Below are 25,168 nucleotides of genomic sequence, written 5' to 3'. Positions count from 1 at the left end.
GCAACGCAGTTTGCACGCATTCGCTCCGTCGTCTCCACGCTCCTCAAACAAAACCTTTCCGTCCTCAAATCCCTCTCACTCGCCATTCACGGGCAGTTTCAGTTCTAACTCACCTAAGTAGTAACCACATTTGCAGGTATTTCATCACGCGCCCTTGGTCGGCAAAAAATACCTGTACAGATGCAGGCTTTTGACCCGCAAAAACATTGAAAAGGCGCCGGCACTCAGAGAATGCGCATAAAATTATCCATCCCGCGGCGCGAGACGGACATTTATTCAATCGATCTATTTATGCTTCAAATGCTCCAACGTAACCTGTATGATCTCCTCGATATGCGAGTCGTCCAGGGAGTAATAGACGGTTTTTCCGACTTTGCGCCGCTTGACCATTCGCATATTCCTGAGATATCTGAGCTGATGCGAAACCGCGGATTGTCCCATCTCAAGCAGCTCGGACAAATCGTGTACGCATAATTCGCGTCGCATTAGCGCGCTTATAATTTTAACCCGGGTAGGATCGCTGAGCACTTTGAACCACTCCGCGATATCATGGATGAGCGGTTCTTCAATCATCTCCGATTTGATGCGAACCAGGTCCGCTTCCGAACCTCCGCATGTAACTTCGCACTCGTCCGTTATATGCTGCTGCATCCTTGACACCTCTTATCTTCCGTAAGCGATGACTCATTATAACAGACGGCCGTTTAATTAGAAAAGATTACAGTTAACCAAGAATCCGCGCCAAGCGCGTGTCCCGTATGCGGAAAAGCGTTTGAAAAGATTGACATCGTCTGTTAACCGGCATATCATATGAACATATACTCATATGTTGTTCGCAAGAATGGAGCGATGCTGCGATGACGATAGAACTTCGGGTGAAGGGACTGTCCTGTCCGAATTGTACCCAAGAGCTCGAACAAGAAATCAAACGGCTCGAGCATGGGCAGACGGCAAAGTTGAGCTATAATTCCGGCAAGCTGACCGTAGATGAGAAGGTCGATCTGGACAAGGTCGAACGAATTCTCAAGTCGGACGGCGCTTCGTTGGAGCGCCGTCCGCATCGCGCGCATGATCATGGGAATGGGCACAAGGGTTTTAAAGGGCATGAAGGGCATACTGGCCATGATCATGAGCGCGGTAATGGGCACGAGCACGGTAATGGACATGATCATGATCACGGACACGATCACGGTCACGATCACGGTCACGATCACGGACACGACCACGGAGCCGCAGGCACCAGGCGGATCGTCTGGCTGTTGGCCGTCTCCACGCTTTTGTACGTAGGCACGATGCTAACGCAAGACTTGCTGCCGACGGCCGTTTCCATCTCCCTGTATATTTTGGCTTCGCTCCTTAGCGGGTATTCCACATTCTGGCGCGGGATTAAGAACCTCGCGAAGTTCAAGTTCAACATCGACACACTTATGACGATCGCTCTCGTCGGCGCTGCGGCGATCGGGGACTGGAAGGAAGCGACGCTTGTCGCCATCTTGTTCGGTCTCAACGAACTGCTCGAAGGCATGGGCATGGAGAAGGCGCGCAAGTCGATGGAGACGCTGCTGCAGGTCGCTCCCAAGGAAGCCGTGAAGCTGGAAAACGGCGCCGAGACGGTCGTCCCCATCGCCAGTCTGACGGTCGGCGATATCGTCGTCGTGAGACCAGGCGAGAAGATCCCTTCCGACGGCACGGTCGCGAGCGGCAAGAGCTCCGTTAACGAAGCAGCGATAACCGGCGAGTCTCTCCCGGTGGAGAAAACGACCGGACAATCCGTTTTCGGCGGAAGTATCAACAACGAAGGCCTGCTCCAAGTCCGCATCGACAAGGCGTACGAGGACTCTTCGCTGGCCAGGATTCTTCATCTGGTGCAAGAAGCGCAGGAGACCAAGACGCCGACTGAATTGTTTATCAATAAATTCTCGAGATATTATACGCCGCTTATTATTCTTGTCGCGCTTCTTGTTCTCCTCGTCCCGCCCCTGCTTCTCGGAGGCGATTGGCAGAAGTGGCTCTATCAAGGCCTGGCGGTTCTGATTGTCGGCTGTCCGTGCGCGCTCATTTTGTCCTCTCCCATTGCGATCGTATCCGGCATTACCCGCAATGCGCGCAACGGGATTTTGGTCAAAGGCGGGGTTTTCCTTGAGCAGCTGGGCAAGCTGGATACGCTCGCCTTCGACAAGACCGGTACGCTGACCAAAGGCGAACCCCATGTGGAAGAGACCGTCGTGTACGACAAGGAAAGGTTCTATGTCGTGGCGGGCGCGATCGAGAAAGCCTCCATCCATCCGCTGGCCAAAGCGGTGATGAAGGAAATCGACCGGCTCGGTATAGCGGCCGGCGAAGCCGACGACATTCAGACGGTGTCCGGACAAGGGATCACGGCAACGTACGAAGGGCACAAGTACTGGCTGGGCAACGAGAAGAGCATGGCCCATCTGTCCTTCACGGAAGAAGTCCGCGCTGCCGTTCAACGTCTGAAGGACGACGGGTTGACGATCGTGCTGCTTGCCGACGAGCGGAGCGTGCTGGGCATGTTCGGCATCGCCGACGAGATTCGCGAGGAGAGCGCGGGCGTGATCGCGGAGCTGCACCGCAGCGGCATCCGCCGCACGGTCATGCTGACCGGAGATCACCAGAAGACGGCGGAAAAGGTCGCGAGAGCGGTCGGCGTCAGCGAATACCACGGCGGCCTGCTTCCGGAGGACAAAGTAACGATGGTTAAAAAACTGGCCGCCACCGGGACGGTCGGCATGATCGGAGACGGCATCAATGACGCCCCTGCGCTCGCATCCGCCCAGCTCGGTATCGCGATGGGCAAAGGAACGGACAGCGCCATCGAGACGGCGGATATCGTACTGATGCAGGATCATCTCGGCAAGCTGCCGGTCGCGATCCGGATCGCGCGCAGGGTGAACCGGATTATCCGGTTCAATATAAGCGTAGCGCTTGGGCTCAAGCTGATCGCCCTGCTGCTCACGATCCCCGGATGGCTGACGCTGTGGATCGCGATCCTCTCCGACATGGGCGCCACAATCTTCGTCACCCTGGTCAGCCTGACCGTATTAATTCAGAGCCGTTCGCAGACTTAATCGATACAGAGGCCCCTTTCGCGAGGGGCCTCTGCTTTTTTGGGACATACGATCCGTTATCCCTTTGAATCGGCGATATGTGGAGGGGTACCGGACATACGATCCGTTATGCGAGTCAAACGGGGCCGATCGAGCCGGTCATTCGCGCAATAACGGATCCCCTGTCCGCTAGATAACGAGGAAGGCAAATTTGTGGGAAATAGCGCATCTGTGGTCCGCGCGGACGATACCAACGCCAGGAAGGCGCATTATCGACGCTCTTGCTGCGTGTCACGAAGTACTACATTTGGAATGATGCGCACATAAACAAGCTCGCCTGCGAGCTCGACAATCGTCTGCGTTACAATGATCGCAGCGACTAGAGTGCTCCAATCGTCAGGCAGCGCCAGCGCGAGAGGAAGAACCACCAGGGAGTTACGCGTTCCTGCGCTGAAAATAACGGCCCGCCCCGACCTCGCGTCCAGTCGAAACCCTTTTACGATCAACCGAGAAACGACCGGCATGATGCACATAAAAGCGATATAGACGGGAATGACTTGGAGAATCGTGTCCCGGTAGACGGATAGCTTGCCGATCTGCGACGAAACGATCATAAAAAGAGCTAAGGCCATCAGCGGAACGGGAATCCATGCAGACGCATCTAACAGTCGTTGTCCGCCGCTGCGGGCTTTTTTAGAAAACAATTGCAGCCCTACGGCCAACAGAAGCGGCAATACGATGATGATCAGAAAAGCTTCGATAAAAGGTGCGGGACTGACCACCTCTGACGCTTTTTTGCCCATGAACAGCCACAAATAAACGGGTAGCAGCAGCATCTGTGTTACAAAAAGGATCGGCGTAGATAAGAGCATCGCTTTTTCATTTCCCCGGCCGATCTGAGTGAACACGATGACGTAATCGATGCAAGGCGCCAGCAGAACGAGGTAAACGCCCAACAGCACAGGAGACTCTTGGGGTAACAGCTGAGATAATCCCCATACGACAATCGGTACTGCGATATAATTGGCGGTCAGGATGGCTAAGATGAAGCGCCGATTGCCGAGCGACCCCTTCATGGAGGTGAACGGAATCTGCGCGAACATCCCGAACATCAGAACGGCGATGACGATTGAAATGAAAATAGAATGATCTAATGCAGCCATCAGATCGGGAGCCAGTAGACCAAGCCCGGCTGCTAACGCTAATGTCGCGACATACAGCCAGACCTGATGATGTTCAAGCTTCTCGCGGGTTATCATCGCTTTTCGTTCACCATTCTCTCCATTCCTCAGTAACGCTCTTTAATATTCTGTTTCTGCTCAACAAAGTCCTCTCCTCTTGCCAATGAAATTAACGACCGATCCAAGATCGCGTCCTATATTCCGTTTTAACAAGCCTACGCCCCAACCTAATCCCTAGGGATTAATGACATGCTTGCAGGAGATCACAGATACCTTGAAGCGCGTTAAAATCGATATTTATTTCAAGTCCCAGATGCGTTAAAATCCACTAAACGACTTGCCGTGCCTTCCGGCAACAAAACATAGATGTAGACCTGAGGTGGGATGAAATGACGTTTATATGGTACCTAGCTTTAATCCTGATAAGTACAAAGGTGGCGGGACATCTATCTACGCGGATCGGTCAACCCCCCGTATTAGGCAAGCTAATCGTCGGACTTATTCTCGGCCCCGCCCTATTAGGCTGGATCGATAACAACGACTTCATTCATTATATGGCCGAGATCGGCGTCATACTGTTGATGTTCATCGCCGGGCTGGAGACGGACTTGAACCAACTGCGGGAAAATTGGAAGTCTGCGTTTGCCGTTGCGGTTGCCGGCATTATTCTTCCTTTCGTCGGCGGATTGGCTGTCGGCGAGGCATTCGGTCTTGCCTACGCGTACTCGCTTTTCTTGGGCGTCATTTTTAGCGCGACCTCGGTAAGCATCACGGTGCAGGTGCTAAAAGATTTAGATCGGCTTCATACCAAAGAAGCAACGATCATTTTAGGCGCCGCGGTAGTGGATGATGTGTTAGTCGTGATCCTATTGGCGTTCATGATGAGCTTTCTCGGTTCCGGAAGCGCCCAAGCCTCGCTGGGCTTAGTCATCGGAAAAAAAGCCCTATTCTTTGGAGGCGTAGCCGTAGCGGGGTGGCTTGTCGTGCCGCGATTCATGAAGTGGCTGTCGGGCATAAAAGTCACGGAACCCGTGATTTCGATGGCGCTTGTCATCTGTTTCGCATTTGCTTACTTCGCCGATCTAATGGGGATGGCCGCCATCATCGGCTCCTTCGCGGCGGGCCTTGCCATCTCTCGGACGCCATTTAAGCATACGGTCGAAACAAAGGTGGAGCCTATAGCCTATACCGTGTTCGTGCCGGTATTTTTCGTCAGCATCGGGTTGAACATATCGTTCGACGGCGTAGGAAGCCAGCTGGGCTTTGCGGTCGTTCTGACCGTGGCAGCTATCGTAACCAAGTTAATCGGAGGGGCTCTTGGCGCTCGCGTGACCGGGATGAGCATGCGTTCCTCCATTGCCATCGGATCGGGCATGATTTCGCGTGGAGAAGTAGCCCTGATCATCGCTGCGACAGGGTTGCAGGCGCAGTTGCTTCCTGCCGAATACTTCACCCCGGTCATTCTCGCGATCATATTAACAACGCTGGTCGCGCCGCCGCTGTTGAAGGTGTGCTTCGGGAACAATCAGAAGACGCTGGAGGGATAGTTCGAGAAGAGCGTTCGCTCTAACTTTCCGACAAACCCCGTCCCTCTCTGATAGCACTACGGGTGGAAGAGCAATCGCTTCCCGCCGTCTCGATCCAATTCCCAGCCGGCTTCATGCGCGTATTTCTCCGGAGGAATATAAAGGTCGGCCGCCCAGCTGGGCGGACTTCTTCTCCAGATGATTCCGGTTATCCGTGTCGCGTTGAACCAGTCGAATCAGTTCATCTCGGATCGCCGGGCTTGCCGCCTTGAAGAGGATACCGGGGTCATACTTTTCTTGGCGGAAAAGGGCGTTTAACCCCCGCTCGATGCGTTCGTTCGTAAAGCATGCCAGCGACAGCAGGATCGTCTCCGCTTGATCAAAGTCCTCCTCATCCCATCAACGAGATCGCATAGGTCTCCATTTGCTCCCGCTCAGCCGCGGTTAGTTGATGATAGAGTTCCTGCGCACGTTTCGGAAATGGGTTTTCCCGCACAAGCGGATCGTATGGCCGTGGCGCATGCATGATCATAAGAATCTCGACCGGCTCCGTTACGCCATCGTACCGATCGACGTCTTTTCTATTTTGCAGAATATAAGCCTCCCTCTCCCTGGCAAGCTTCTTCTGATGGCATGGCATGCAGGTCCCGCCTGTCTTTAAAGCAGTTGCAGGAAGAATGGTTGCCGAACAATCGGCGTTCTGACAGGGTAAGCGTTCGGTCATTGAATTCTCTCCTGCTGCAATGATCTTATTTTCCTTACATGCTTGAGAAACAAAATAACGGTAACGTACAGAAAAACGATTACTATGATGTTCGATGTCCCAACTCGCTTTGCTTCTGGAAACACGGAGATATTATAAGAACTTTCTAAGATAGAGAGCAGTAACAAAATGGGTACGAGAAGAACAACCCTTATAGCCACACGACCTTTTACAGTCAGAGAATTCTCTCTTTCGATTGCACCCTTATAAAACGCATTTCCAAATACAAAGACAAACAAGAATCCAAACAGCTTAACCGGAAGTAAGGAAAGCAGGTTAGGTACGCCAGTAGCCGCAAGTTCCGCGAGGTAGCCTGTAAGATAGGCAAATAAATAGAATTTGTACCTGTCCCTTGTTTTTTCTAAAGAACGAATCATAAATGCCTCACCTTAACTGTTAAAATTACCTGCATTTATTATTCTATTATCTTTGTATGGATCCCTTTTGTTGTGCCCCAGCCGCTCCAGCGTCAGATATGATAAATCTTTCAAAGTGAGGCACGGTCCGAAAATGAGCGATTTGGACGATCTGCAAAACATAAACGCTGAAGTCTTAGAGATGATCAGGAAAAAGCAGAAGCAGCCTGAGGTTTTACAACGGTTTTTCTTATCGCTTGTTTTGGTGCAGGAAGATGAGGTTAAAAATGAAACGATCGGCAAAGAAGTCGTTCAGGAGATCATGTATACCTGCTTTCAATTCGTGGTGGAGTCAAACTATACGGACAGCGGCGATATGTATTTTGGGGAGTTTCGAGAAACTTACGATGTCCTCAAAAGAATGCTTGTGTCCCCGACAAGCCCACCAGCAGAGAAGCTAAACGATCGGTTCGCTGATTTATTGCAGGATGAGGCAGACACGCTCGAATTTAAAAAGAAATACGCCGCTATGAAAAAAGAAATCAGAAACCGAATCAAGCATACTTCGAATGAAGACCACCTTCATAAGGCTCTCGTTTTATCCGTGTTGAACCTAACGACAAGCTTCTTATTTAGGTCCGACTATTGGAAGCATCCTATGACGCATGGCCTTATCCGCACGAATCGGGAACAAACCCTCGAGACGAACCTTGTTTGTTTTTGGGATTTATACGAGCTGCTCATGGAATTGATCGGTATGATGTAAGTCTTGTATATTCTTCACAAATTGGCGCTAATTATTTGATAGGTTGCCACCAGCCCTTTAACGATTTATACTAGATTCCATTCGTATAACCTCGCAGACGCATGCAACACACAGGGCGAGGGTTTCTACAGGGGCCTAAACTTCCTAACTACGAACCTCGAACCAAGCTTAACGCTTGATTCAGGTGACGGAGTTAGGATTTTTTGCGTCCGGACCGGCTCGAACAAATACATCACGAATGCAAGGGAGTTATTGCAGAAATGAAATACTATGTGGCCGTTCTCGCGGGAGCGATGAGCTACGGCATATTGTCGACGATCGTGGTTTTGGCATACGGGCGGGGCTATCAGCTGGGCGAGGTGGTCGGAAGCCAGCTCTTAACCGGCGTTTTTTTGTCCTGGTTGCTCGTCATCTATACCAAATTCAAACAGAGCCGCAAAAAGCGCCCATCGGGAAAAGAGCAAGACGCAGCTCGTCTCCCTTCTGGTTCCCGGCGGTTGAAGTGGAAGCAGCGCCTGATTCTGATGATTGCCGGCACCCCAACGGTCATTACCGGCCTCGTGTACTATCAATCGCTGCGTTATATTCCGGCATCGCTCGCGATTATCCTCTTGTTCCAATTCACCTGGATAAGCGTACTGATCCAAGCGTTGATGCGACGCCAGCGGCCCAATAAAGTAACGCTATTTACGCTGTTGGTCCTGTTTGGCGGCACGCTGATCGCAGCCGGATTTCTGGAGCAGGGGCTTAGCAAAATTAATGTCTGGGGCATCGCGTTGGGCCTGATGTCGGCGGTCAGCTATTCGCTGTTCGTGTTGTTTAGCGGCAAGGTCGTACCGGAGGCCCACCCCGTTTACCGGAGCGCCTGGATGGTAACCGGCGGCTTCGTGCTGCTGTGTATCTTGTTCCCGCCGGCGTTCCTTTTTAACGGACTGCTCTGGAGTCCGCTCCTAGTCATCGGCTTGCTGCTTGGCTTCTTCGGCGCGTTCATTCCGCCCGTCCTGTTCGTCTACGGCGTGCCGCATATCGGCGGCGGGATGGCCGGAATCATGGGGGCGGTCGAGCTGCCGGTGGCGGTGCTTATGTCCGCTACCGTGCTTCGCGAGCATGTAAGCGGATGGCAGTGGATCGGCGTGGCGGTCGTGCTTGTCGGCGTCGCGCTGCCCGAGCTGTACCGGTTATCGCGGTCGGGGAGGATGTTTTCCTGGTAATGATGACTAGCGGTAAAAGGCCTGCTGCGTGAGCAGCAAGCTCGTGCAAGCGAGATATGCGCGGTTAACGCGGCGCGTTCGGCGGCGAAAGGCGCTGTAAACGAGAAATCCGCGGCTGCAGGAGCAGTAAGCTCGTACAAGCGAGATTTGCGCGGTTAACGCGGCGCGTTCGACGGTCAAGGGCGCAGTAAGCGAGAAATCCGCGGCTGCAGCCGCGTCACCTGACCGCCCTCCGCTTTGCGGCGCTGTGAAAATCACAACAGCGTATATCCCCCGTCCACGTAAATCGCGCTGCCCGTCGTGAACGTGTTCGTCATCAGATAAGCCACCGCGGGGGCGATCTCCTCGTTCTGCCCGACTCTGCCCAGCGGCGCTTTTTGGGCGTAGTGGAAGCTGTACCCCGAGGTCCCGCCGAGAGTCGAATACAGCCTGACCGAGTATGGACTCGGCATGATCGAGCTGATGGACGGCATGTGCGGCTGGGGAAGGGCCCACCGGAAATACTTAAGCCTGAAGGCCGCTTCCCCGCAGACGCATGTTTAGCGTTTATTTCTCAACCAAACTGCCGTTCTCTAAATAAAGAATACGATCGCACAGCGGCAGCACCCGCTCGTCGTGCGTCACCATAATCGCGCTCTTGCCCCGCTCCTGTGCCTCCCGGGCAATCATCCGCACCACGTCCATGCCTCTGGCGGCATCCAGACTTGCTGTCGGCTCGTCCGCCAGCAGCACGGCCGGATCGTTCATGAGCGCTCTTGCGATCGCGACGCGCTGGCGCTCGCCGCCCGACAATCTATCGGGATAAGCATGTCTGCGGTGGTCCAGGCCCAGCTCATGCAGCAGCTCGCTTGTACGTGCAGCCGTGTGCGCTTTGCTCATCGTTCCCAGCCTGTTGACCAGGATCAGCTGCTCTTCTACCTTCAGGTAAGGGATCAGATTGGAGCTCTGAAAAATAAAACCGAGCTTGCGAAGCCGTAGATCGGATAGCGCCTGCTTGTCCTTGCCGGCCAGCGACTCCCCGTCGACGAGCACTTCGCCGCCGGTCGGCGCGAGAAGCGCGCCCGCGATCGACAGAAACGTGCTTTTCCCGGAGCCGGAAGGCCCCATCACCGCGACCAGCTCCCCTTCCGATACTTGCAGGTTCAGGCGGTCGAGCACCGTTCGCCTCGCGCCGCCATCCTCGAAGGCGTGCGTGATATCGCGCAGGATCAGTCTGTGTCTCATGCTGCCGTCCTCCCGATCGCATCCAGTGCGTCGATTCGGGCGACCTTCCAGACCGAGAGCAGGGATCCGGCCAGAGACATCGCGATAAAGGCGCCGCTCGTTAACGCCAGCGCAGAGGCTTGCAGCCTGAAAGGCATGCCGTCAGGCAAGAACGCCGCCATGGCCTGAACAAGCAGTATGCTGACGACAAGACTGCCGGCAGTCAACAGCAATACCTGAAAGGCAACGCTGCGGGCCAGATAAGCCGTGCGCGTGCCGATCGCCTTCAAGATGCCGAACTGGCTGCTCTTCTGGATCGTGATGACATAGAAAAACACGCCCAGCACAAAGGAAGAAATGATAAATAAAAAGACGATCATCATCCACAGCGAGCCCTGCTCTTCCTTGTAGCCGGGGATGGCCGATACGGCATCCGGCTTGGCGACGACTTCGGCATCGGGCTGGGCCGCCGCCAGCTGCTCTGCCTGGCTTTTGGTCGCCTTTACCGCAATAGCGCTATACATCGCGCCATCCCCAGCCCCTCCCGCTCCCCCTGCCAGGCTTGCGGACGACTTAAGCTGAAGCTGGCGCCAATCGGATAGGCTCAGGATGACCGCGGGCGAATGGCTGAACGACTCCTCGCTTACGAATCCGCCGACCGTCCACTTCGTGCCGGTAGCCTGATCGACAATAACGGTCCCAAGGCCAACGCCCGATTCCTTCAGTTTGCGATCGACGAGCACTTGTCCCGTTCCTTGCGGTGAGATCGCGGCTCCTTCCACCGTGGAGGGCATCAGCCAACCCTCCGGCCTCATGCCGAGCAGCGTCACATCCAGCTTGCCTGCGGCGCCTTCCGCAGTCACGGTCGTCATCCTGACCCCTAGCGGCTCAGCCTTATTTTCGCCGACGACCCGGCTTGCCTGCCCGAGTGCCTGCTCGCCGATCTGCGAGCGGGTAAAGCGGTGATTCGCGTCCTTCTCCATCATAAAATGCGTAGCGGACATATTCTGAATGGATGCGGCGTTGTCATAGGCAAGCCCGCGGGCCAGCCCGGTTACGAACAGCACCAGAAACGAGACGAGCAGCATAATGACGGCGATAAGCGCGTAGCGTCCTTTGGCAAATCTGATCTCTCGAATGGCTAGATACATCCGGCTTCCCCTCCTCCTGGATGTCTCCAGTGTAGGAAGCCAACATAAACGGCACATAAATAACAAATTACAATTTGGGAAGGGTGACCGTAAATTGCGTGCCTGCGCCCGGCGAGCTGCTCACCTCAATGTTTCCCTTGTGCAGCTGCACGATTCTCCTCACGATCGCAAGGCCCAGGCCCGTGCGGCCCGAAGCGCGTTCCCTCGCACGGTCGGCGCGGTAGAACCGATCGAATAAAAACGGCAGATGCTCCGGCGCGATTCCCTCTCCCGTATCCTTGAACGAGACGTTGACGTGCGTCGGCCCCTCCTCCGCGCGGACTTCAATGCTGCGGCCGCGCGGAATATGATTCACCGCGTTGTCCAGTAGGTTCGACCATACTTGCTGCAGCAGGACCTCATCGCCATATACGGTAACGGAAGCCGGGATGGACAGCTTGAGCAGCAGCTCCTTCTCTTCCATCTGCCATTGCAGCATATCGGCGACTTGTCGTACGTGGCCGCGCAGGGGGAAATGCTTTTTATGGAGCGCCTCCTCCCCTTGTTCCAGGGTAGAGAGCTGCAGCAGCTGTTTGCTCAGCAAGGAGAGATGCCGGCTCTCGCCTTCCACGATGGAGGCATACTGCTTTCGTTCATCTTCGGACAGCTCTCCTTTGGCCAACACTTTGGCGAAGCCCTGGATGGAAGTGAGCGGCGATTGGATCTCGTGCGATACGTTGGAAACGAACTGCTGGCGTGCGAGGTCGACCCGCTCCAGCTCGCGGCTCATCGTCATAAAGTGCGAAGCCAATTGACCGATCTCATCGCGTCTGCGCGTCGTAAGCCGGAGATTGTAGTTCCCTTGCGCAAGACGCTTCGTCGCATCGGTCAGCCGCGAGATCGGCTTGACGATATAGCGGGTACTGATCAGGAACAGCAGAATACTGACGATAATGGTCAGTAAGCCGATCAGCGCAAAAAAAATGCGGAGCTCGCCGAACTGCAGCAGCACGTCCGGCCGCATGAACAAGGCATAGCTTTTTCCCGACGACCGGATGGGCACGCCTACCGTATTGCTCAAGCGATTATCGAAGAAGCCCGAGATAAACGGCTTGTTCGGGAACTGCGCCACGCCGTGATAGACGCTTCCGCCAAGCACGGCTGCCACGTGTTGATCGTCCAGGTCTTGCTGACGAAATTTTTTCCCGTAAAAATGCGACTCGCCCTGCCCGTCCGTCACATAGATTTCGTATCCGAGCGCGGCCGCGTTGCGAAGGTACCGCTCCATGTTCGCAGGCTCCGATTCAATATAGAGCCTCATGTTCTCGGCAATGGCCACAAGCTTGTCGTCGTTAAAGGGCTTCAGCTTCATATGGTAGTAAACGTTCGAGGCGAGGAATCCCAGCACGCTGCTAGCGAATATGACCGCCAACGTGATCAGGAACACGCGATAGTAAAGGCTCTTCATTTGTCCTTCACCACGATCTTGTAGCCGAAGCCGCGCACCGTCTGAATCGTAAAATCGTCCGCATAATCGGCAAAGCGCTGCCGCAGCCTGTTAATGTGCACGTTCACCGTGTTGTCGTCTCCTTCATAATCGTGCCCCCATACGAGTCGGATCAGCTCGTCGCGGGTGAATAGGCGTCCCGGATATTGCGCAAGCTGGGCCAGCAGCTCGAACTCTTTCATGGGCAGCAGAAAAACGGATTCGCCGTCGGACACTTCGACGTTTTTGCGGTCGATGGTAATGCGATGCATCCGGATGATGTCGCTCGCTGCGCGCTTATAGCGCCGGAACAACGCCTTGACCCGGTAGAGCAGCTCTTCCGGCTCGAAGGGCTTGGTCACGTAGTCGTCCGTTCCTTTGAGATAACCTTGTTCTTTGTCGGACAACTCGCCTCTGGCGGTCAGCAAAATAATGGGGATATCGTAGTGCTGCCGAATATGCTCGCACAGCTCGAACCCGTCCATCAGCGGCATCATCACGTCGATGATCGCGAGATCCACCGGCATGCGTTCCATAACCGCAACCGCTTCGGCACCGTCCTGGGCTTCATGTACGCGATATCCCTCCCGGGTCATCACATAGCGCACCAGCGCCCTAATATTCGCATCGTCGTCCGCCAGCAGAAGATGGTTCAAGTTGATACCCCCGTCATTACTGTGTTTTCTAGCCTTCACTCCCTTATCATACAACAAAACACAAAACCACCCGGCATGATGATCCGCGTGGTTGTATAGCTCCGATTGCGCTTAGCAGATAGCAAATGACTTCATTTGCCCTTTATGACTTCATTGGCCCTTTAATAATTTGCACCATGCTCTTGCCGGTCGCCGCGATTGCTTCTTCTGCCGGGCGCGGTTTCCATCCAAGCAATTGCCTGGCCTTGCGATTGCTCGTTGACATATCTTGTCCCAGGAGTGTCGCGACCATCCTCAGTTTGGGATTCAACACCGCCGCCGCGCGAACCGCAAGATTCGGAAGTTCCTTCTTTGGCGCGCTTTTGGCGTCGTCGCCCAAGTGTTTTCTTAATATATTCGCAATGTCCAGCATCGACAGATTTTCCGAGCTGGAAGCGATAAACCGCTGTCCGTTCGCTTCGGGACGCAGCATCGCCAGAATGTGCAAATCCGCAACGTCGCGGACGTCTACGTAATCGGAATAAATTTTGGGGACAGCCTTTAGCTTGCCTTCTATAATCTGGCGGACGATATCATTTGAATGCGAGTAATCGTTGCCCAAGATCGGCCCCATCACCCCGACAGGATTGACGGTTGCAAGCTCCAATCCATGGCCTTCGCTGCGAATGAATGCCCAGGCCGCTTTTTCGGCGATCGTTTTAGACTTTTGATAGGGATGAATCTTGGCGTCCGTATTCGACCAATCCTCTTCGGTATAGGGTCCTTTATGATGGCTATGCCCTACGCCGATCGCCCCGAAAGCAGAGGTTAACACCACGCGTTTGACGCCCGCATCGCGTGCCGCCCTCAACACGCGCAGAACGCCCTCGCGCGCCGGTTGGATCATTTCGTTTTCATCTTTATAGACTTTATTGGGCGTCGGAGAAGCCACATGGATGATATAATCCGCCCCTTTGACGGCTTCGCCCCAGTTTTGATCGGAAGACAAGTCTGCTTGAACAAAGGACAAGCCTTCCAAATTCGCAGCGCCGCCTGCCTTTAACATGGCGCGTACTTCATCTTGCCTATTCATGGTGCGAAGCGTCGTCCGCACGCGATATTGTTTCTTAAGCAGCTTCAAGATGATATGAACGGCGATAAACCCCGAGCCTCCGGTCACAAGCACTAAGGGATTATTAAGGTTTGCCATCGTCATTGCCCCTCTCCATTGACGTTACAACTGTAACGGGATTACACTTATTTTAAACAGAAATCGATCAAAAACAAGCGGAACGCAAGCATCTGTGACAGACTGGAGGAAGTGTTATGGCAGCGACCGAACACGCGCAAAGCATTAAAAAAGACACAAAAGAATGGATTACTTCCGCTTTGCTGGAGCTGTTGCGGACCAAACCGTTATCAAAGCTAACCATTTCGGAAGTCGTCAAAAAAGCCGGCGTCAGCCGGATGGCATTCTATAGAAACTACGAAACGCTCGAACAAGTGTTGGAGGAATACTACACGCCTCTATTTGCGGATATATTCGATAAAATCGCGAATAAAAAGAGTCACGAACAAAAAGTAGCCGATTTGACGCGCTTTTTTAATGCCATGACCAAGGATTTTCAGATGGCCATCGAAGGCAATTACACTTATTTGCTTTATCAGGTTTTCAAGGTTCATATTACGCAGTTCTATGACGAGTTAATTCCTTTTGCGGACTGGACGGGCGCGAAGCGAAGCTACTGGATCGACTTTATGAGCGCCGGCGTGTTTGAGATCTGGATGATGTGGATCAAAAACGGCCAAAAAGAAACTTTAGATGAGATTTCGGCGCTCATTCGGTTTTTTCATAAATAATAGAAAGGGAACCCTAATCATGAGTTTTCAGCAGATGAACGCCGTTATCCCGCAATTCCAACGCATCGAGATCGCTCGCGATGCCCGACTGATCGTGCCGGAGCCCGGCTTCGAGAAGCTCCTTGTCGTCCGGCAGGGGTACTTGATCGCCATTACGGAGAGCGGCGAAGTGCGGCCCGTGTCGCACGGCTACGCTTGCCACTCGGCCGCCGGCCCCGTCAAGCTCCAGCCCCCCGCCGGCCGGGAGGCGGAATACGCCGTTGTTACCTACCGGATTACGCCGGAAGGCGCCCCCTGGGATTGGAACGGTCCTCAGCGTGTGCTTAGCGAGAATAAGGTCCGTTATATGGTCGACGGATTGCTCCAGGCCCAGGAGGATCAGCAGGGCATGGACGGAGAAGAAGCCGAAGCCCAGCAGTTCCGCAACCGGATGATGCTGGAGCGGATTCTGAGCTTCTTCATGTACGAGAGCCGGCTGAACGAGGAGCGGCGCAATTCGGACGCGCAGATCGAGAAGTCCGTCCACTATCTGGAGGAGCACTACATGCTTAAGCTGACGCTGCCGATGCTGGCGGAGCGGGCCGGGTTGAGCACGGGTCACTACGGCGTTCTGTTCAAAGAGCGGACAGGCATGACGCCGAGCCGTTATCTGAAGCGGCTTCGCGTCGAGAAAGCGAAGCAATTGTTCGACCAGGGCGAGCGTTCCGCCAATAAGGCGGCGCAGAGCGTGGGGTTCGCCGATTACTTCCACTTTAGCCGGACCTACAAGGCGCTTACCGGCTTGAGCCCGTCTGAATATATGCATAAGCTGGAGAAAATCGAATAAACAGACATGCTTTATCCTGCATTTGGACATGTAATTGCTGAAAATGAGATGTTAGAATCAGTGATAATAATTCTCATTATCAGGAGGGCAACATGCCGCAACGTATGAAACACTTTACCGCTCTAAGTCTCATTCTTATGATCGTCCTGACGCTCGCCGCTTGCGGCCAAAATAACAAGACGAACTCGGCGTCCAATCAACAAAGTCCGTCCGCGAGTCTGTCGGCTAGCGCGAGCCCGTCCGCCAGCTCCTCGGCTAGCGACAATCCGGCCTCCGGCCCCCTCACGATTCAGGACGCGCGCGGAGAACTCAAGCTGGACAAGGTACCGTCGCGAATCGTCGCGATGGACTTCAGCTTCACGGACATGCTGGTCTCGCTCGGCGTACAGCCTGTCGGCATCGCCGATGACGGCAGCGCGGATCTGTTCATGGACACCGTCAAGGAGAAGCTGGGGAACTATACGTCCGTCGGTTCCCGCTATGAGCCCAATATCGAGTTGATCAGCTCCGTCCAACCGGACTTGATCATTGCGGATATCAACAAGCATGGCGCGGCCCTGGATCAGCTGGGGCAGATCGCTCCCGTGCTTGTCCTGGACGACTTCCAGGCGGATTACGATCAGATGCTAAAAAACTTCGATATCATCGCCAAAGCGGTGGGCAAGGAGACGGAAGCCGCCGAACGGCTGACGCAGCATCAAGCGCTGGTGAAGGAAACGCAGGCGAAGCTGTCGGCGTCCGGCCTGACCGTGCTCCCTGCCGTCGTGAATCCGAAGGGCTTCTTCGGACACTCGGATCACTCTTATACCGGCTCGATCGTCAAGCTGCTCGGCTTCGCGGATCCGCTGGCGAACGAGACGTCCTATCCGGAGCTGACGCTGGAGCAGCTGTCGGAGTTGAACCCGCAGTCGTTGTTCCTCATGCCGACGGCGGATGTGACGATCGTTAATGAGTGGGAGAAAAACCCGCTCTGGAGCAAGCTCGATGCCGTCGCCGACAACCGCGTCTTCACGGTCGAGCGCCGCAACTGGTCGCTGTCCCGCGGCCTGCTCGGTTCGGAGCAGATCATGGCGGACATCGCGGCGAACCTTGGTAAATAAACGGATGGGCCGGACGATAAATCCGGACAGGAAGCAGAACCGCATGACGGTTCTGCTGCTTCTGTTTATCGGCGGCGTCCTGCTGCTCCTCCTCTGCTTGACGATGAGCCTCAAGATCGGCCCGGCGGCCATCGGATGGCGCACGATCTTCGAAGCAGTGTTCCAGCCCGGCGGCGCCTCCAAGGAAGAGCTCTATATTCGCACGCTGCGGCTGCCTCGCACGGTCGTATCCGCCCTCGTGGGCGCCCAGCTGGCGCTCGCCGGCTTGTTGACCCAGCTCGCGACGAAGAACCCGTTAGCCTCTCCCCACGTGTTCGGCATCAATGCCGGCGCCTCGCTCGCCGTCGTGTCGGGGCTGCTGTTCCTGCCGGCAGCCGGCCTGCTCGCATCTGTCGGCCTGGCCTTCGCGGGCGCCGTCCTGGGCGCGCTCGTCATCTGGTTCCTGGCCGGCAGCGGCCCCAAGCAGTACGTCACGCTCGCGCTCGCGGGCATATCGGTTCACTTTCTATTTGCCTCCCTGACGGAGGGAGCGATGATTCTGGCGTCTTATTCGACGGAGAGCATGATCTCCTGGCTGGTCGGATCCGTTAATTACGCCAGCTGGCAAGACGTGCGGCTGCTCGCTCCTCTATTAGGCGGGGGGCTGACGCTGCTCCTCTGTCTCCTGCCTGCCTTGCGCTTGCTGGAGCTGGACGATGAAGTCGCCGTCGGATTGGGTTCGCGGCTCTATGCCGTCCGGGGCCTCTCCATGCTCCTCGTGGTGCTATTCGCCGGCTCGGCCGTCGCGATATGCGGACCGATCGGCTTCGTCTGCCTGATCGTTCCGCATATCGCCCGAGGCATGCTTGGCCGCGGCAGCTCGCTGAACGTTGTCGTCCCCTTTACGGCGCTGCTCGGCAGCATCCTGCTGCTAGCCGCAGACGTGCTTAGCCGATGGATCGCTTTTCCGTTCGAATCGCCGGTCGGCATCGTAACGGCGCTGGTCGGGGCGCCGGCCTTTCTGTACCTGGCCCGCAGACAAGGAGGCAAGACGCGATGAGACGAGGTGTGCTGCTTCTCGCCGCCCTGACGCTGATGTTCCTTCTCTGCTGGCTCTCGCTGACCTCGGGCGCCGTGCCGATCGCGCCGTCCCGGGTGATCGGCGGGCTAACCGATCCGACTAGCTCGGTTTATTTTATCGTGCACCAGGTGCGTCTGCCGCGCATGCTGGTCGCCATCTGGGCCGGCTGCGGACTGGCGGTGGCGGGCGCGGTACTGCAATCCCTGCTCCGCAATCCGTTGTCCAGTCCGGACGTCATCGGCATTACGCAGGGCGCCAGCTTCGCGGCGGCGGCGGCCATCTATCTGCTGCCCGGCGCGACGGCTGGCGCGCTGCCGCTGTATGCCTTCGCCGGCGCGATGCTGTCTTTCTTAATTCTGATCCTGATCAGCCGCAAGCTGACCCTGTCCCCGGCATCGCTCGCGCTGTCCGGCGTCGCGATCGGAGCGGTCTTTCAGGCGGGCGTCCAATACTTTATGGTCACGAATCCGACCAACGTAAACATGGCGCTGCTGTGGATGACCGGCAGCTTGTGGGGAAGGGGCTGGGATCAGGTCCCTCCGCTTGTCGTCCTGATCGCGATCATGTCCGTTATCGCGATGGCGAACGCCAGGAAGCTGGACATCCTGCAGCTCGGCGACGCCCTCAGCCAATCGCTTGGCCTGCTGGTGCGAAAAGAACGGCTCTGGCTGCTCCTGCTGTCCGTAGCGATGGCCGGCGTATCCGTCTCGGCCGTAGGCGCGATCGGGTTCATCGGCCTGCTGGCGCCGCATATGGCGCGCGCGCTGGTCGGCACCCGCAACCGATGGCGCCTGCCCATGGCGGCGGCGATCGGCGCGGATCTGATGCTGCTCGGCGATCTCTTGGGCCGAACCTTGATCGTTCCCCGCGAGATCCCGGTCGGCATCGTCACCGCGATTATCGGAGCGCCTTACTTCATCTTCCTGCTTCGACGGGAACGTCGGTTGAAGGGCGCGGCATGAGCCCGGCGGCGGCTTCGGTCTGTCATGTCAACCCGCTCGACTATGTACCGGCTGGCGCCTCGGGCACAAGCACGTCGATAAGCCGCGGCAAAATGTTAAGTTCGAGCGGCAGCGGCGGCCCTTCCTCGCCGTCGACGTTCGTGCCGACAAGGCTCGGCGAGCTCACCGACACGCTTTTGGCCGTGAAGTAAATAACATCCTTGTGATCCTGCAGATGGCCCCGCAGCAGCGACAGCCCCGCCGTCAACGTGCGGAAGAAGCTCAGATCCTTGACGATGAAGCCGTGGATGAGGCCGTCGTCGACGGCGGCGTCCGGCGCCAGCCGCTCGAAGCCGCCCACCGAATTCGTCAGCGCGGCGATGAACAGCGGCGACTCGCCTTCCCAGACCGCTCCGTCGTAACGGATGACGAGCGGATGCCCCGAGCGGCCCAGCAGATCCTTCGCGCCTTCCTTGAAGTAAGCCAGCGCGCCGAAGCGGGATTTGTCCGCCGACGTGACGGACGACAGCGTCTCGGCGAGCGGGCCGGCGGCCACGACATTGGCGAACAGCCGGCCGTTCAACCGGCCGACGTCGACCCGCTGCGTCCGCGACGACGCGAGCGCGTCGATGGCGGCCGACGGATCGAGCGGGATCCGCAGCGCCCGCGCAAAGTCGTTCACCGTGCCGAGCGGGACGATGCCGAGCCGCGGCAGGTGCGCCTGGTTCTCGAAGCCGTTGATCGTCTCGTGCAGCGTGCCGTCCCCGCCGATGGACACGATCAGCTCGCAGCGTGCCTCGCATGCTTCCGCGCAGAAGCGGGTCGCGTCGTGCTCCGCCTCCGTCTCCTTCACCGACACCTCGTAGCCCTGCGCGCGCAGCAGCCCTGCGGCGTTCTCCACGAACACGGGGGCTTCCTCTTTTCCCGACGAAGGATTCATAATAATGATCGCCTGCTTCATATCCTCGTGCTCCCCTCTTCATGCCGTACCTCTGTATTTACCCGAAGAATGCAGCCTTATTTACTCTTATTTACTTCTTTTGTGTAACCGCAATCATGCTTTATTTACCGCTTTTTTGTTTTATTTGGCTGCGTTAACCAGAATCTAACAGAATTAAATTGACAAAAAACTTTATGCGTCGGCATAATGAAAACAGAATCGATAAATAGCGGGGTTTCTCATCAATTAAGTAAATTTATTGCATTTTTTCGGTAGAGTAGGGGGATCGCTTTGACGAAAGTATCCTTGATCTCGGAATCTAAAAAGAGATGTGAACAGCGAGGGATCGATCCCAAGGGGATTCCCTCTTTTTCTAACTTTTTATCGGATGTCGATTTGCACTTAAAGCGGGCGGAGTACGAGGAAATATTATCCGTCATTGATTTCTTCGTTAACAAAATGCTGGAGCTCATGAAGGGACTTCCGCTGCTGATCCTGATCTCCGACGAGAATGGCTGCATTCTGGAAATGGCCGGGGACGAAGCGATCAAGAGCGTGGTTCAGCAGTCGGGCATTCAGGTTGGCCTTGTATTCAACGAGCACGAGGCGGGAACCAACAGCATCAATCTGGTATTGGATCATCGCGAGCCGATCCAGCTTGTCGGCGATGAGCATTATTATGAATTTTTAGGGTCTTCCGCCTGTTATTCCGTACCCTTCCAATATACGGACATCTCTAATTTGCTCGGCACGATCACGATCATGACGACGATCGATCAGCATAACCCCTTTTTACTGGCCATGCTATGCACGGTCGTCGATTCGATCGAGAGAGAATTGCTGCTGAAAAAGCAAAATAGACGCTTGCATATATTGAACCAGGTGGTCATCGAGACCACGAGAAACGGCATCATCATTACGGATCGGGACGGCAACGTCACCGAATTCAACAAGTTTGCGGAAATTTTAACCGGTTCCAAAAAGCAGGACGTCATCAACAGGCCGATTCCGGACGCCAAAATAAACGACTTCATTAAAGAGGTCCTCCTAACCGGAAAAGATTACGAAGATATGGAATTCATGCTGTGTCCCCAGACGGGACAAGGCGATCTGGTCTGCCTGTTCGATGCCTTCCCGATTCTCGACGAAAATATGCAGGTCATGGGTGCCTTTGCCCAGTTCAGAGACATTACGGAGCGTTATCATACGGAAAAGCAAATCAATTATTTGGCCTACCATGACGACTTGACCGGCTTGCCGAACCGGAGATTTTTCACCGGGCATATCGATGATCTGCTGAGGCATGGGGTGAAGGAAGACCGTATCTTTGCCGTCATGTTTCTCGATCTGGACAGCTTCAAGAAGATTAACGATACGCTGGGCCATAACAACGGGGATGCCTTGCTCAAGCTGGTCGCCGAGCGTCTGACAACCTGCTGCCACGCTCCGCATCACCTGGTGTCCAGGATGGGCGGGGACGAATTCACGATTCTCCTGCAGGATATCACGGATCGCACGGAAGCCATCCAGGTGGCGGAAGAGATTATCCGGGCGTTCGAGAAGCCGTTCGCCGTGGACAGCTACGAGTTCTACATTACGGCCAGCATCGGCATTGCCTTCTATCCTCAGGACGGGACGAATGTCGAGATGCTGATGAAGAACGCCGACATTGCCCTTTACCGGATGAAGGACGACGGAAAGAACAACTACAACGTGTTCAAGCCGAACCCGAACGCAGGCGGCATCGAGCGGCTGACGTTGGAGAATTCGATCCGCAAAGCGTTGCAGCAGGGCGAGTTCGTGTTGTATTACCAGCCTCAGATCGATATGCTGTCCGGGAGAATCATCGGTACCGAGGCGCTCGTGCGCTGGAATCACCCGACGCTCGGCTTGCTTCCGCCGGCGAAGTTCATCCCGATCGCCGAAGAGACGGGACTCATCGTTCCTCTCGGGGAGTGGGTGCTCAGAACCGCCTGCCTGCAGAATCAAGTATGGAGAGAACGAGGCTTCGCCCCTATGAGCGTGTCAGTCAATCTCTCGTCTCGCCAATTTTCCAAGCATGATCTGGTAGAGACGATCAAAGAGATCTTGCTCGAGACCCGCATAGATCCGCAATATCTGGAGCTCGAGATTACAGAATCGATGACGATGAACGTCGATGTCGCGATCGAGGTGCTCGGGAAGCTGAAGGAGCTCGGCATACACCTGTGCATCGACGACTTCGGGACGGGCTACAGCAACCTTTACTATTTAAAACTATTTTCGATCGACCGGCTGAAGATCGATCGGTCCTTTGTCAGGGATATCATGACGGATTCGAATGACGCGGATATCGTAGCCACGATCATCGCGATGGCCCACAAGCTAGGCATCGACGCGATCGCGGAAGGCGTGGAGACCATCGAGCAACTGGACTTCCTGCGCAGTCAGAATTGTCATGACGTACAAGGCTTTTATTATTACCAGCCGCTGCCGGCAGAACAAATCGAGCAACTTATGATGAAATCGGCGGATATCAAAACCAATTTGCAAAGGTGATACGATGAAAAAGAGAGTGTATACCCTATTGGTCGAGCATTTTAAAAATTGGGGAATTACTCACGTATTCGGCATCCCTGGAAAGTCCATTTCTCCGCTGATGCTTGAACTTGAAAGTTATGGCATTGAGTATGTGCTCGGACGCCACGAAGCCGGCAGCGGATTTGAGGCCTCGGGCTACGCGCTGGCGAAAAAAACGCTGGGGATCGCGATCGGCACCTCCGGACCGGGAGGGACGAATCTGATCACGGCCGCGGGGCAGGCCAAAGAGTTCCAGCTGCCTGTCCTGTTCATCACCGGACAGCCGTCGATGCAGGAGACCGGTCGCGCTTTGAGCCAGGATTCAAGCCAGTTCGGCGCAGATCTGGTTAAGATGTTCGAGCCCGTCACCTTGTTCAGCGCCCGCATCGAGCGGGGAGATCTTCTTTACCTGTACTTGAAGCATGCCTTGGAAAAAGCCTATACGGGCGAGAAGGGTCCGGTTCATCTGTGCATCCCGTTCGATGTGCTGATGGAGGAGGTCGAGCCCTTCAGCCTGCCTTTGCCGGACCACATCTCGCCTGTCGTATCCCCCGACATCGATAAGGCTGTAACGCTGCTGAACGAAGCCAAGAAACCGGTCCTCTTCTTGGGTAAAGGCGCCGTCATGTCAGATACCTATCCCCAATTGCAAGCCATTGCCGAGCATTGGGGGATTCCCGTCATGACCACGCCTGGCGGGAAAGGGGCTTTTCCCACCAATCATCCTCTGTATTTGGGCGGATACGGTCTCGGCGGCGCCAAGCGCGCAACTGAATATATGAAATCGGGCATCGACCTGATGATCGTCGTCGGCAGCAGATTGTGCGACATGTCCTTGTCGGGATTTACGGCCGATATGGAGCCGGAGAAGGTACTGCAATTCGAGTATGACCTCAAGTTCGCAGGCAAGACCATTCAGGTGCCGACGCAGATCATCCTAGGCGATATTCATCTCAACCTGAAGCAGCTCGTATTGCAAAGCGGAGCAACGACCAAGGAATTGGAAGTGCCGGCGGCGTGGGCAGAGGCGGCAGCAGCGACCCTCCAAGCGGAATCCGCGTCCGCGTTATCGGCGGGTACGGCGTTCAGGAGCCTGCGGGCCGCGCTTCCGAGCGATGCGGTTCTGTTCGGGGATGCCGGGAGCCATTCCTTCCATGCCGTACAAAACTTCGAAATCATCGAGCCCGGAACCTTCTTTTTCGATGAAGTCTTTATCGCCATGGGCGCGGCCATCGGTTATTCGATCGGAGCCAAGATCGCCATGCCCGACCGCCCTGTCGTCTGCGTGACCGGCGACGGCTGCATCATGATGCAAGGCACCGAGATCTCGACGGCGGTTAACCACGGGATTCCGGTCATTTTCTTCGTACTGAACAACGGACGGCTAGACATGGTGGAGAAGGGGATGTCCTATAACACGGGGCGCTCCGTCGGCGCTGTCTACGAGCGGCCGCTGGACGTCAGCCTGTTTGCCCAATCCATGGGCGCCTCGGCCTATCGCTGCGACACCGGAGCGGAAGTCGAGACCGCGGTTCAGTCCGCCTTGCGGTCCAATACGACGTCGGTCATCGAGGTCATGGTGGATCCGCAGGAAATCCCGCCGATCCTGACCAGGCTGCTGAGCCTGGATTAAAGCTTACGGAGGATGTACATGGAAACGAATCGCTACGATAAAGGCATCGAAGTGCTGCAGCGGATGGTCAGCGAAGATACGCTGAACGCCACGGTTAAACGAATGGAGCAATTCAGCCCCAGCATGGCCAAACTAATCGTCGAGTTCCCTTACGGCTCGCTGTATGCCCGGCCAGGGTTGGATTTAAAGCAAAAGAGCCTGCTTACCATAGCGGCTATGATCGCATCGGGCGCGGCTACGCAGCTCGACTTCCATATCAAAGGGGCGCTCAATGTCGGACTTACGCCCAACGAGATCGTAGAGGCCGTTATGCACTGCGTGTCTTATGCGGGCTTTCCCAAGACGCTGGATGCCATGTTCGTGGTCATGAAGGTGTTCGAAGAGCAGGGAATTACATACGAAGAAGGAAAAGGATGACGCCTAGGCGCCATCCTTTTTTTCTGCGAAAGCGGCGGGATATCGTACTTCTTTAAAACATCGGCTTAACGACCATCAGCACGGTTACGGCCAGCGTTAACAGCTGCGCAGTCGTTTCCAGGGGCGCCAGTTTGCGCATGGCTAACCTGATATCGGCGGATAATTCATGACTCTGGCTTTTGGATGCGACTTTGATCCGTTGCACAAGCGGTTCAATAAATCCTCCTATCGCGACAACGAGTACCAGCGATAAAAGGATGGAGAGATTTAGCCACATTTGAGTAAACCCCGCCTTGGCGTTAACCATAAGCCAAATGCCGGTGATCACGAGCAATGCGGCGCCAATCTTGGAAATCCAGGCCACCTTGGTCGTCATATCAAAATAAAAGCGAAGCTGCGCGGCGGTTTTAGCCGATCTGCGGATGATCGGCACAAAAAAGGCCGAACCGATTACCGCAACCGCGCTGAAAATATGCAATACAAGCAGCAAGGCGAACATGCGATCAA

General features: G+C 55.4%; 25 protein-coding genes. 13 read left to right on the top strand and 12 right to left on the bottom strand.

Features of this window, described 5'->3' with window-relative positions; translation table 11 throughout:
- Window positions 1–285: 285 nt before the first annotated feature.
- Window positions 286–651 (bottom strand): ArsR/SmtB family transcription factor, encoded by a 366-nt coding sequence (locus tag ACFOTD_RS30065; RefSeq protein WP_378123651.1) that lies wholly within the window; start codon window positions 649–651, stop codon window positions 286–288.
- Between the two features lie 206 nt (window positions 652–857).
- Here ACFOTD_RS30065 and ACFOTD_RS30060 point away from each other — a divergent pair, with 206 nt between their 5' ends.
- The gene (locus tag ACFOTD_RS30060; protein ID WP_378123650.1) at window positions 858–3,089 is read left to right on the top strand and encodes a heavy metal translocating P-type ATPase; all 2,232 of its coding nucleotides are present in this window, start codon (window positions 858–860) and stop codon (window positions 3,087–3,089) included.
- 248 nt (window positions 3,090–3,337) lie between these two features.
- Here the strand turns inward: ACFOTD_RS30060 and ACFOTD_RS30055 are convergent, their stop codons facing one another.
- Complete coding sequence (locus tag ACFOTD_RS30055; protein ID WP_378123649.1) at window positions 3,338–4,327, bottom strand: arsenic resistance protein; 990 nt, start codon at window positions 4,325–4,327, stop codon at window positions 3,338–3,340.
- Between the two features lie 311 nt (window positions 4,328–4,638).
- Between ACFOTD_RS30055 and ACFOTD_RS30050 the strand changes: the two genes are divergently transcribed.
- A complete protein-coding gene (locus ACFOTD_RS30050; RefSeq protein WP_378123648.1) occupies window positions 4,639–5,796 on the top strand; it encodes a cation:proton antiporter in 1,158 nt (385 codons plus the stop codon).
- Between the two features lie 370 nt (window positions 5,797–6,166).
- On the opposite strand, the gene ACFOTD_RS30045 is transcribed toward ACFOTD_RS30050, so the two are convergent.
- The gene (locus ACFOTD_RS30045; protein WP_378123647.1) at window positions 6,167–6,499 is read right to left on the bottom strand and encodes a hypothetical protein; all 333 of its coding nucleotides are present in this window, start codon (window positions 6,497–6,499) and stop codon (window positions 6,167–6,169) included.
- Window positions 6,496–6,915 (bottom strand): hypothetical protein, encoded by a 420-nt coding sequence (locus tag ACFOTD_RS30040; RefSeq protein WP_378123646.1) that lies wholly within the window; start codon window positions 6,913–6,915, stop codon window positions 6,496–6,498. Before ACFOTD_RS30040 ends, ACFOTD_RS30045 begins: the two co-directional genes overlap by 4 nt.
- A gap of 133 nt (window positions 6,916–7,048) precedes the next feature.
- Here ACFOTD_RS30040 and ACFOTD_RS30035 point away from each other — a divergent pair, with 133 nt between their 5' ends.
- Entirely contained in the window at window positions 7,049–7,660 is a 612-nt protein-coding gene (locus tag ACFOTD_RS30035; RefSeq protein ID WP_378123645.1) for a hypothetical protein, read from the top strand.
- Window positions 7,661–7,920: 260 nt separating this feature from the next.
- On the top strand, window positions 7,921–8,871 hold the full coding sequence (locus ACFOTD_RS30030; RefSeq protein WP_378123644.1) for an EamA family transporter: 951 nt from the start codon (window positions 7,921–7,923) through the stop codon (window positions 8,869–8,871).
- Window positions 8,872–9,125: 254 nt separating this feature from the next.
- Here the strand turns inward: ACFOTD_RS30030 and ACFOTD_RS30025 are convergent, their stop codons facing one another.
- Window positions 9,126–9,344 (bottom strand): SDR family oxidoreductase, encoded by a 219-nt coding sequence (locus tag ACFOTD_RS30025; protein WP_378123643.1) that lies wholly within the window; start codon window positions 9,342–9,344, stop codon window positions 9,126–9,128.
- Between ACFOTD_RS30025 and ACFOTD_RS30020 the strand changes: the two genes are divergently transcribed.
- The gene (locus ACFOTD_RS30020; protein WP_378123656.1) at window positions 9,301–9,414 is read left to right on the top strand and encodes a hypothetical protein; all 114 of its coding nucleotides are present in this window, start codon (window positions 9,301–9,303) and stop codon (window positions 9,412–9,414) included. The two genes, ACFOTD_RS30025 and ACFOTD_RS30020, sit on opposite strands and share 44 nt — an antisense overlap.
- 3 nt (window positions 9,415–9,417) lie before the next feature.
- Here the strand turns inward: ACFOTD_RS30020 and ACFOTD_RS30015 are convergent, their stop codons facing one another.
- From ACFOTD_RS30015 to ACFOTD_RS29995, 5 genes are all read right to left on the bottom strand, one after another.
- Window positions 9,418–10,095 carry an ABC transporter ATP-binding protein gene (locus ACFOTD_RS30015; protein WP_378123642.1) on the bottom strand — a complete coding sequence of 226 codons (678 nt, stop codon included), beginning with the start codon at window positions 10,093–10,095 and terminating at the stop codon, window positions 9,418–9,420.
- Window positions 10,092–11,225 carry an ABC transporter permease gene (locus ACFOTD_RS30010; protein ID WP_378123641.1) on the bottom strand — a complete coding sequence of 378 codons (1,134 nt, stop codon included), beginning with the start codon at window positions 11,223–11,225 and terminating at the stop codon, window positions 10,092–10,094. Before ACFOTD_RS30010 ends, ACFOTD_RS30015 begins: the two co-directional genes overlap by 4 nt.
- Window positions 11,226–11,292: 67 nt before the next feature.
- The gene (locus ACFOTD_RS30005; protein ID WP_378123640.1) at window positions 11,293–12,672 is read right to left on the bottom strand and encodes a sensor histidine kinase; all 1,380 of its coding nucleotides are present in this window, start codon (window positions 12,670–12,672) and stop codon (window positions 11,293–11,295) included.
- Window positions 12,669–13,352 carry a response regulator transcription factor gene (locus ACFOTD_RS30000; protein ID WP_378123655.1) on the bottom strand — a complete coding sequence of 228 codons (684 nt, stop codon included), beginning with the start codon at window positions 13,350–13,352 and terminating at the stop codon, window positions 12,669–12,671. Before ACFOTD_RS30000 ends, ACFOTD_RS30005 begins: the two co-directional genes overlap by 4 nt.
- A 136-nt stretch (window positions 13,353–13,488) precedes the next feature.
- Window positions 13,489–14,541: an SDR family oxidoreductase gene (locus ACFOTD_RS29995; RefSeq protein WP_378123639.1), complete on the bottom strand. Its 1,053-nt coding sequence runs from the start codon at window positions 14,539–14,541 to the stop codon at window positions 13,489–13,491.
- 110 nt (window positions 14,542–14,651) lie between these two features.
- Here ACFOTD_RS29995 and ACFOTD_RS29990 point away from each other — a divergent pair, with 110 nt between their 5' ends.
- From ACFOTD_RS29990 to ACFOTD_RS29970, 5 genes are all read left to right on the top strand, one after another.
- Entirely contained in the window at window positions 14,652–15,185 is a 534-nt protein-coding gene (locus tag ACFOTD_RS29990; protein WP_378123638.1) for a TetR/AcrR family transcriptional regulator, read from the top strand.
- A gap of 19 nt (window positions 15,186–15,204) precedes the next feature.
- Window positions 15,205–16,011 carry a helix-turn-helix domain-containing protein gene (locus tag ACFOTD_RS29985; RefSeq protein ID WP_378123637.1) on the top strand — a complete coding sequence of 269 codons (807 nt, stop codon included), beginning with the start codon at window positions 15,205–15,207 and terminating at the stop codon, window positions 16,009–16,011.
- A 92-nt stretch (window positions 16,012–16,103) separates the two neighbouring features.
- Window positions 16,104–17,111, top strand: coding sequence for an ABC transporter substrate-binding protein (locus ACFOTD_RS29980; RefSeq protein ID WP_378123636.1), 1,008 nt, complete (start codon window positions 16,104–16,106; stop codon window positions 17,109–17,111).
- Between the two features lie 43 nt (window positions 17,112–17,154).
- Complete coding sequence (locus tag ACFOTD_RS29975) at window positions 17,155–18,150, top strand: FecCD family ABC transporter permease (RefSeq protein ID WP_378123635.1); 996 nt, start codon at window positions 17,155–17,157, stop codon at window positions 18,148–18,150.
- Entirely contained in the window at window positions 18,147–19,133 is a 987-nt protein-coding gene (locus tag ACFOTD_RS29970; protein ID WP_378123634.1) for a FecCD family ABC transporter permease, read from the top strand. The genes ACFOTD_RS29975 and ACFOTD_RS29970 overlap by 4 nt, the downstream gene beginning before the upstream one ends.
- 40 nt (window positions 19,134–19,173) lie before the next feature.
- Here ACFOTD_RS29970 and ACFOTD_RS29965 read toward each other — a convergent pair whose 3' ends face one another.
- A complete protein-coding gene (locus tag ACFOTD_RS29965; protein WP_378123633.1) occupies window positions 19,174–20,073 on the bottom strand; it encodes a diacylglycerol/lipid kinase family protein in 900 nt (299 codons plus the stop codon).
- Between the two features lie 375 nt (window positions 20,074–20,448).
- Between ACFOTD_RS29965 and ACFOTD_RS29960 the strand changes: the two genes are divergently transcribed.
- From ACFOTD_RS29960 to ACFOTD_RS29950, 3 genes are read left to right on the top strand one after another with little or no spacing between them, the layout of a single operon-like run.
- Window positions 20,449–22,590, top strand: a complete 2,142-nt coding sequence (locus ACFOTD_RS29960) for an EAL domain-containing protein (RefSeq protein ID WP_378123632.1) — start codon at window positions 20,449–20,451, stop codon at window positions 22,588–22,590.
- Between the two features lie 4 nt (window positions 22,591–22,594).
- Entirely contained in the window at window positions 22,595–24,244 is a 1,650-nt protein-coding gene (locus tag ACFOTD_RS29955; RefSeq protein WP_378123631.1) for a thiamine pyrophosphate-binding protein, read from the top strand.
- Window positions 24,245–24,262: 18 nt separating this feature from the next.
- Window positions 24,263–24,661, top strand: a complete 399-nt coding sequence (locus tag ACFOTD_RS29950) for a carboxymuconolactone decarboxylase family protein (RefSeq protein ID WP_378123630.1) — start codon at window positions 24,263–24,265, stop codon at window positions 24,659–24,661.
- A 52-nt stretch (window positions 24,662–24,713) separates the two neighbouring features.
- On the opposite strand, the gene ACFOTD_RS29945 is transcribed toward ACFOTD_RS29950, so the two are convergent.
- Entirely contained in the window at window positions 24,714–25,160 is a 447-nt protein-coding gene (locus tag ACFOTD_RS29945; RefSeq protein ID WP_378123629.1) for a DUF2269 family protein, read from the bottom strand.
- Window positions 25,161–25,168 lie beyond the last annotated feature (8 nt).

It is taken from the genome of Cohnella sp. GCM10012308 (assembly GCF_042649185.1).
In the GTDB taxonomy this organism is placed as follows: domain Bacteria; phylum Bacillota; class Bacilli; order Paenibacillales; family Paenibacillaceae; genus Cohnella.
Note: the sequence above shows the minus strand (reverse complement) of the source record. Positions and strands in the feature narration are given on the sequence as shown.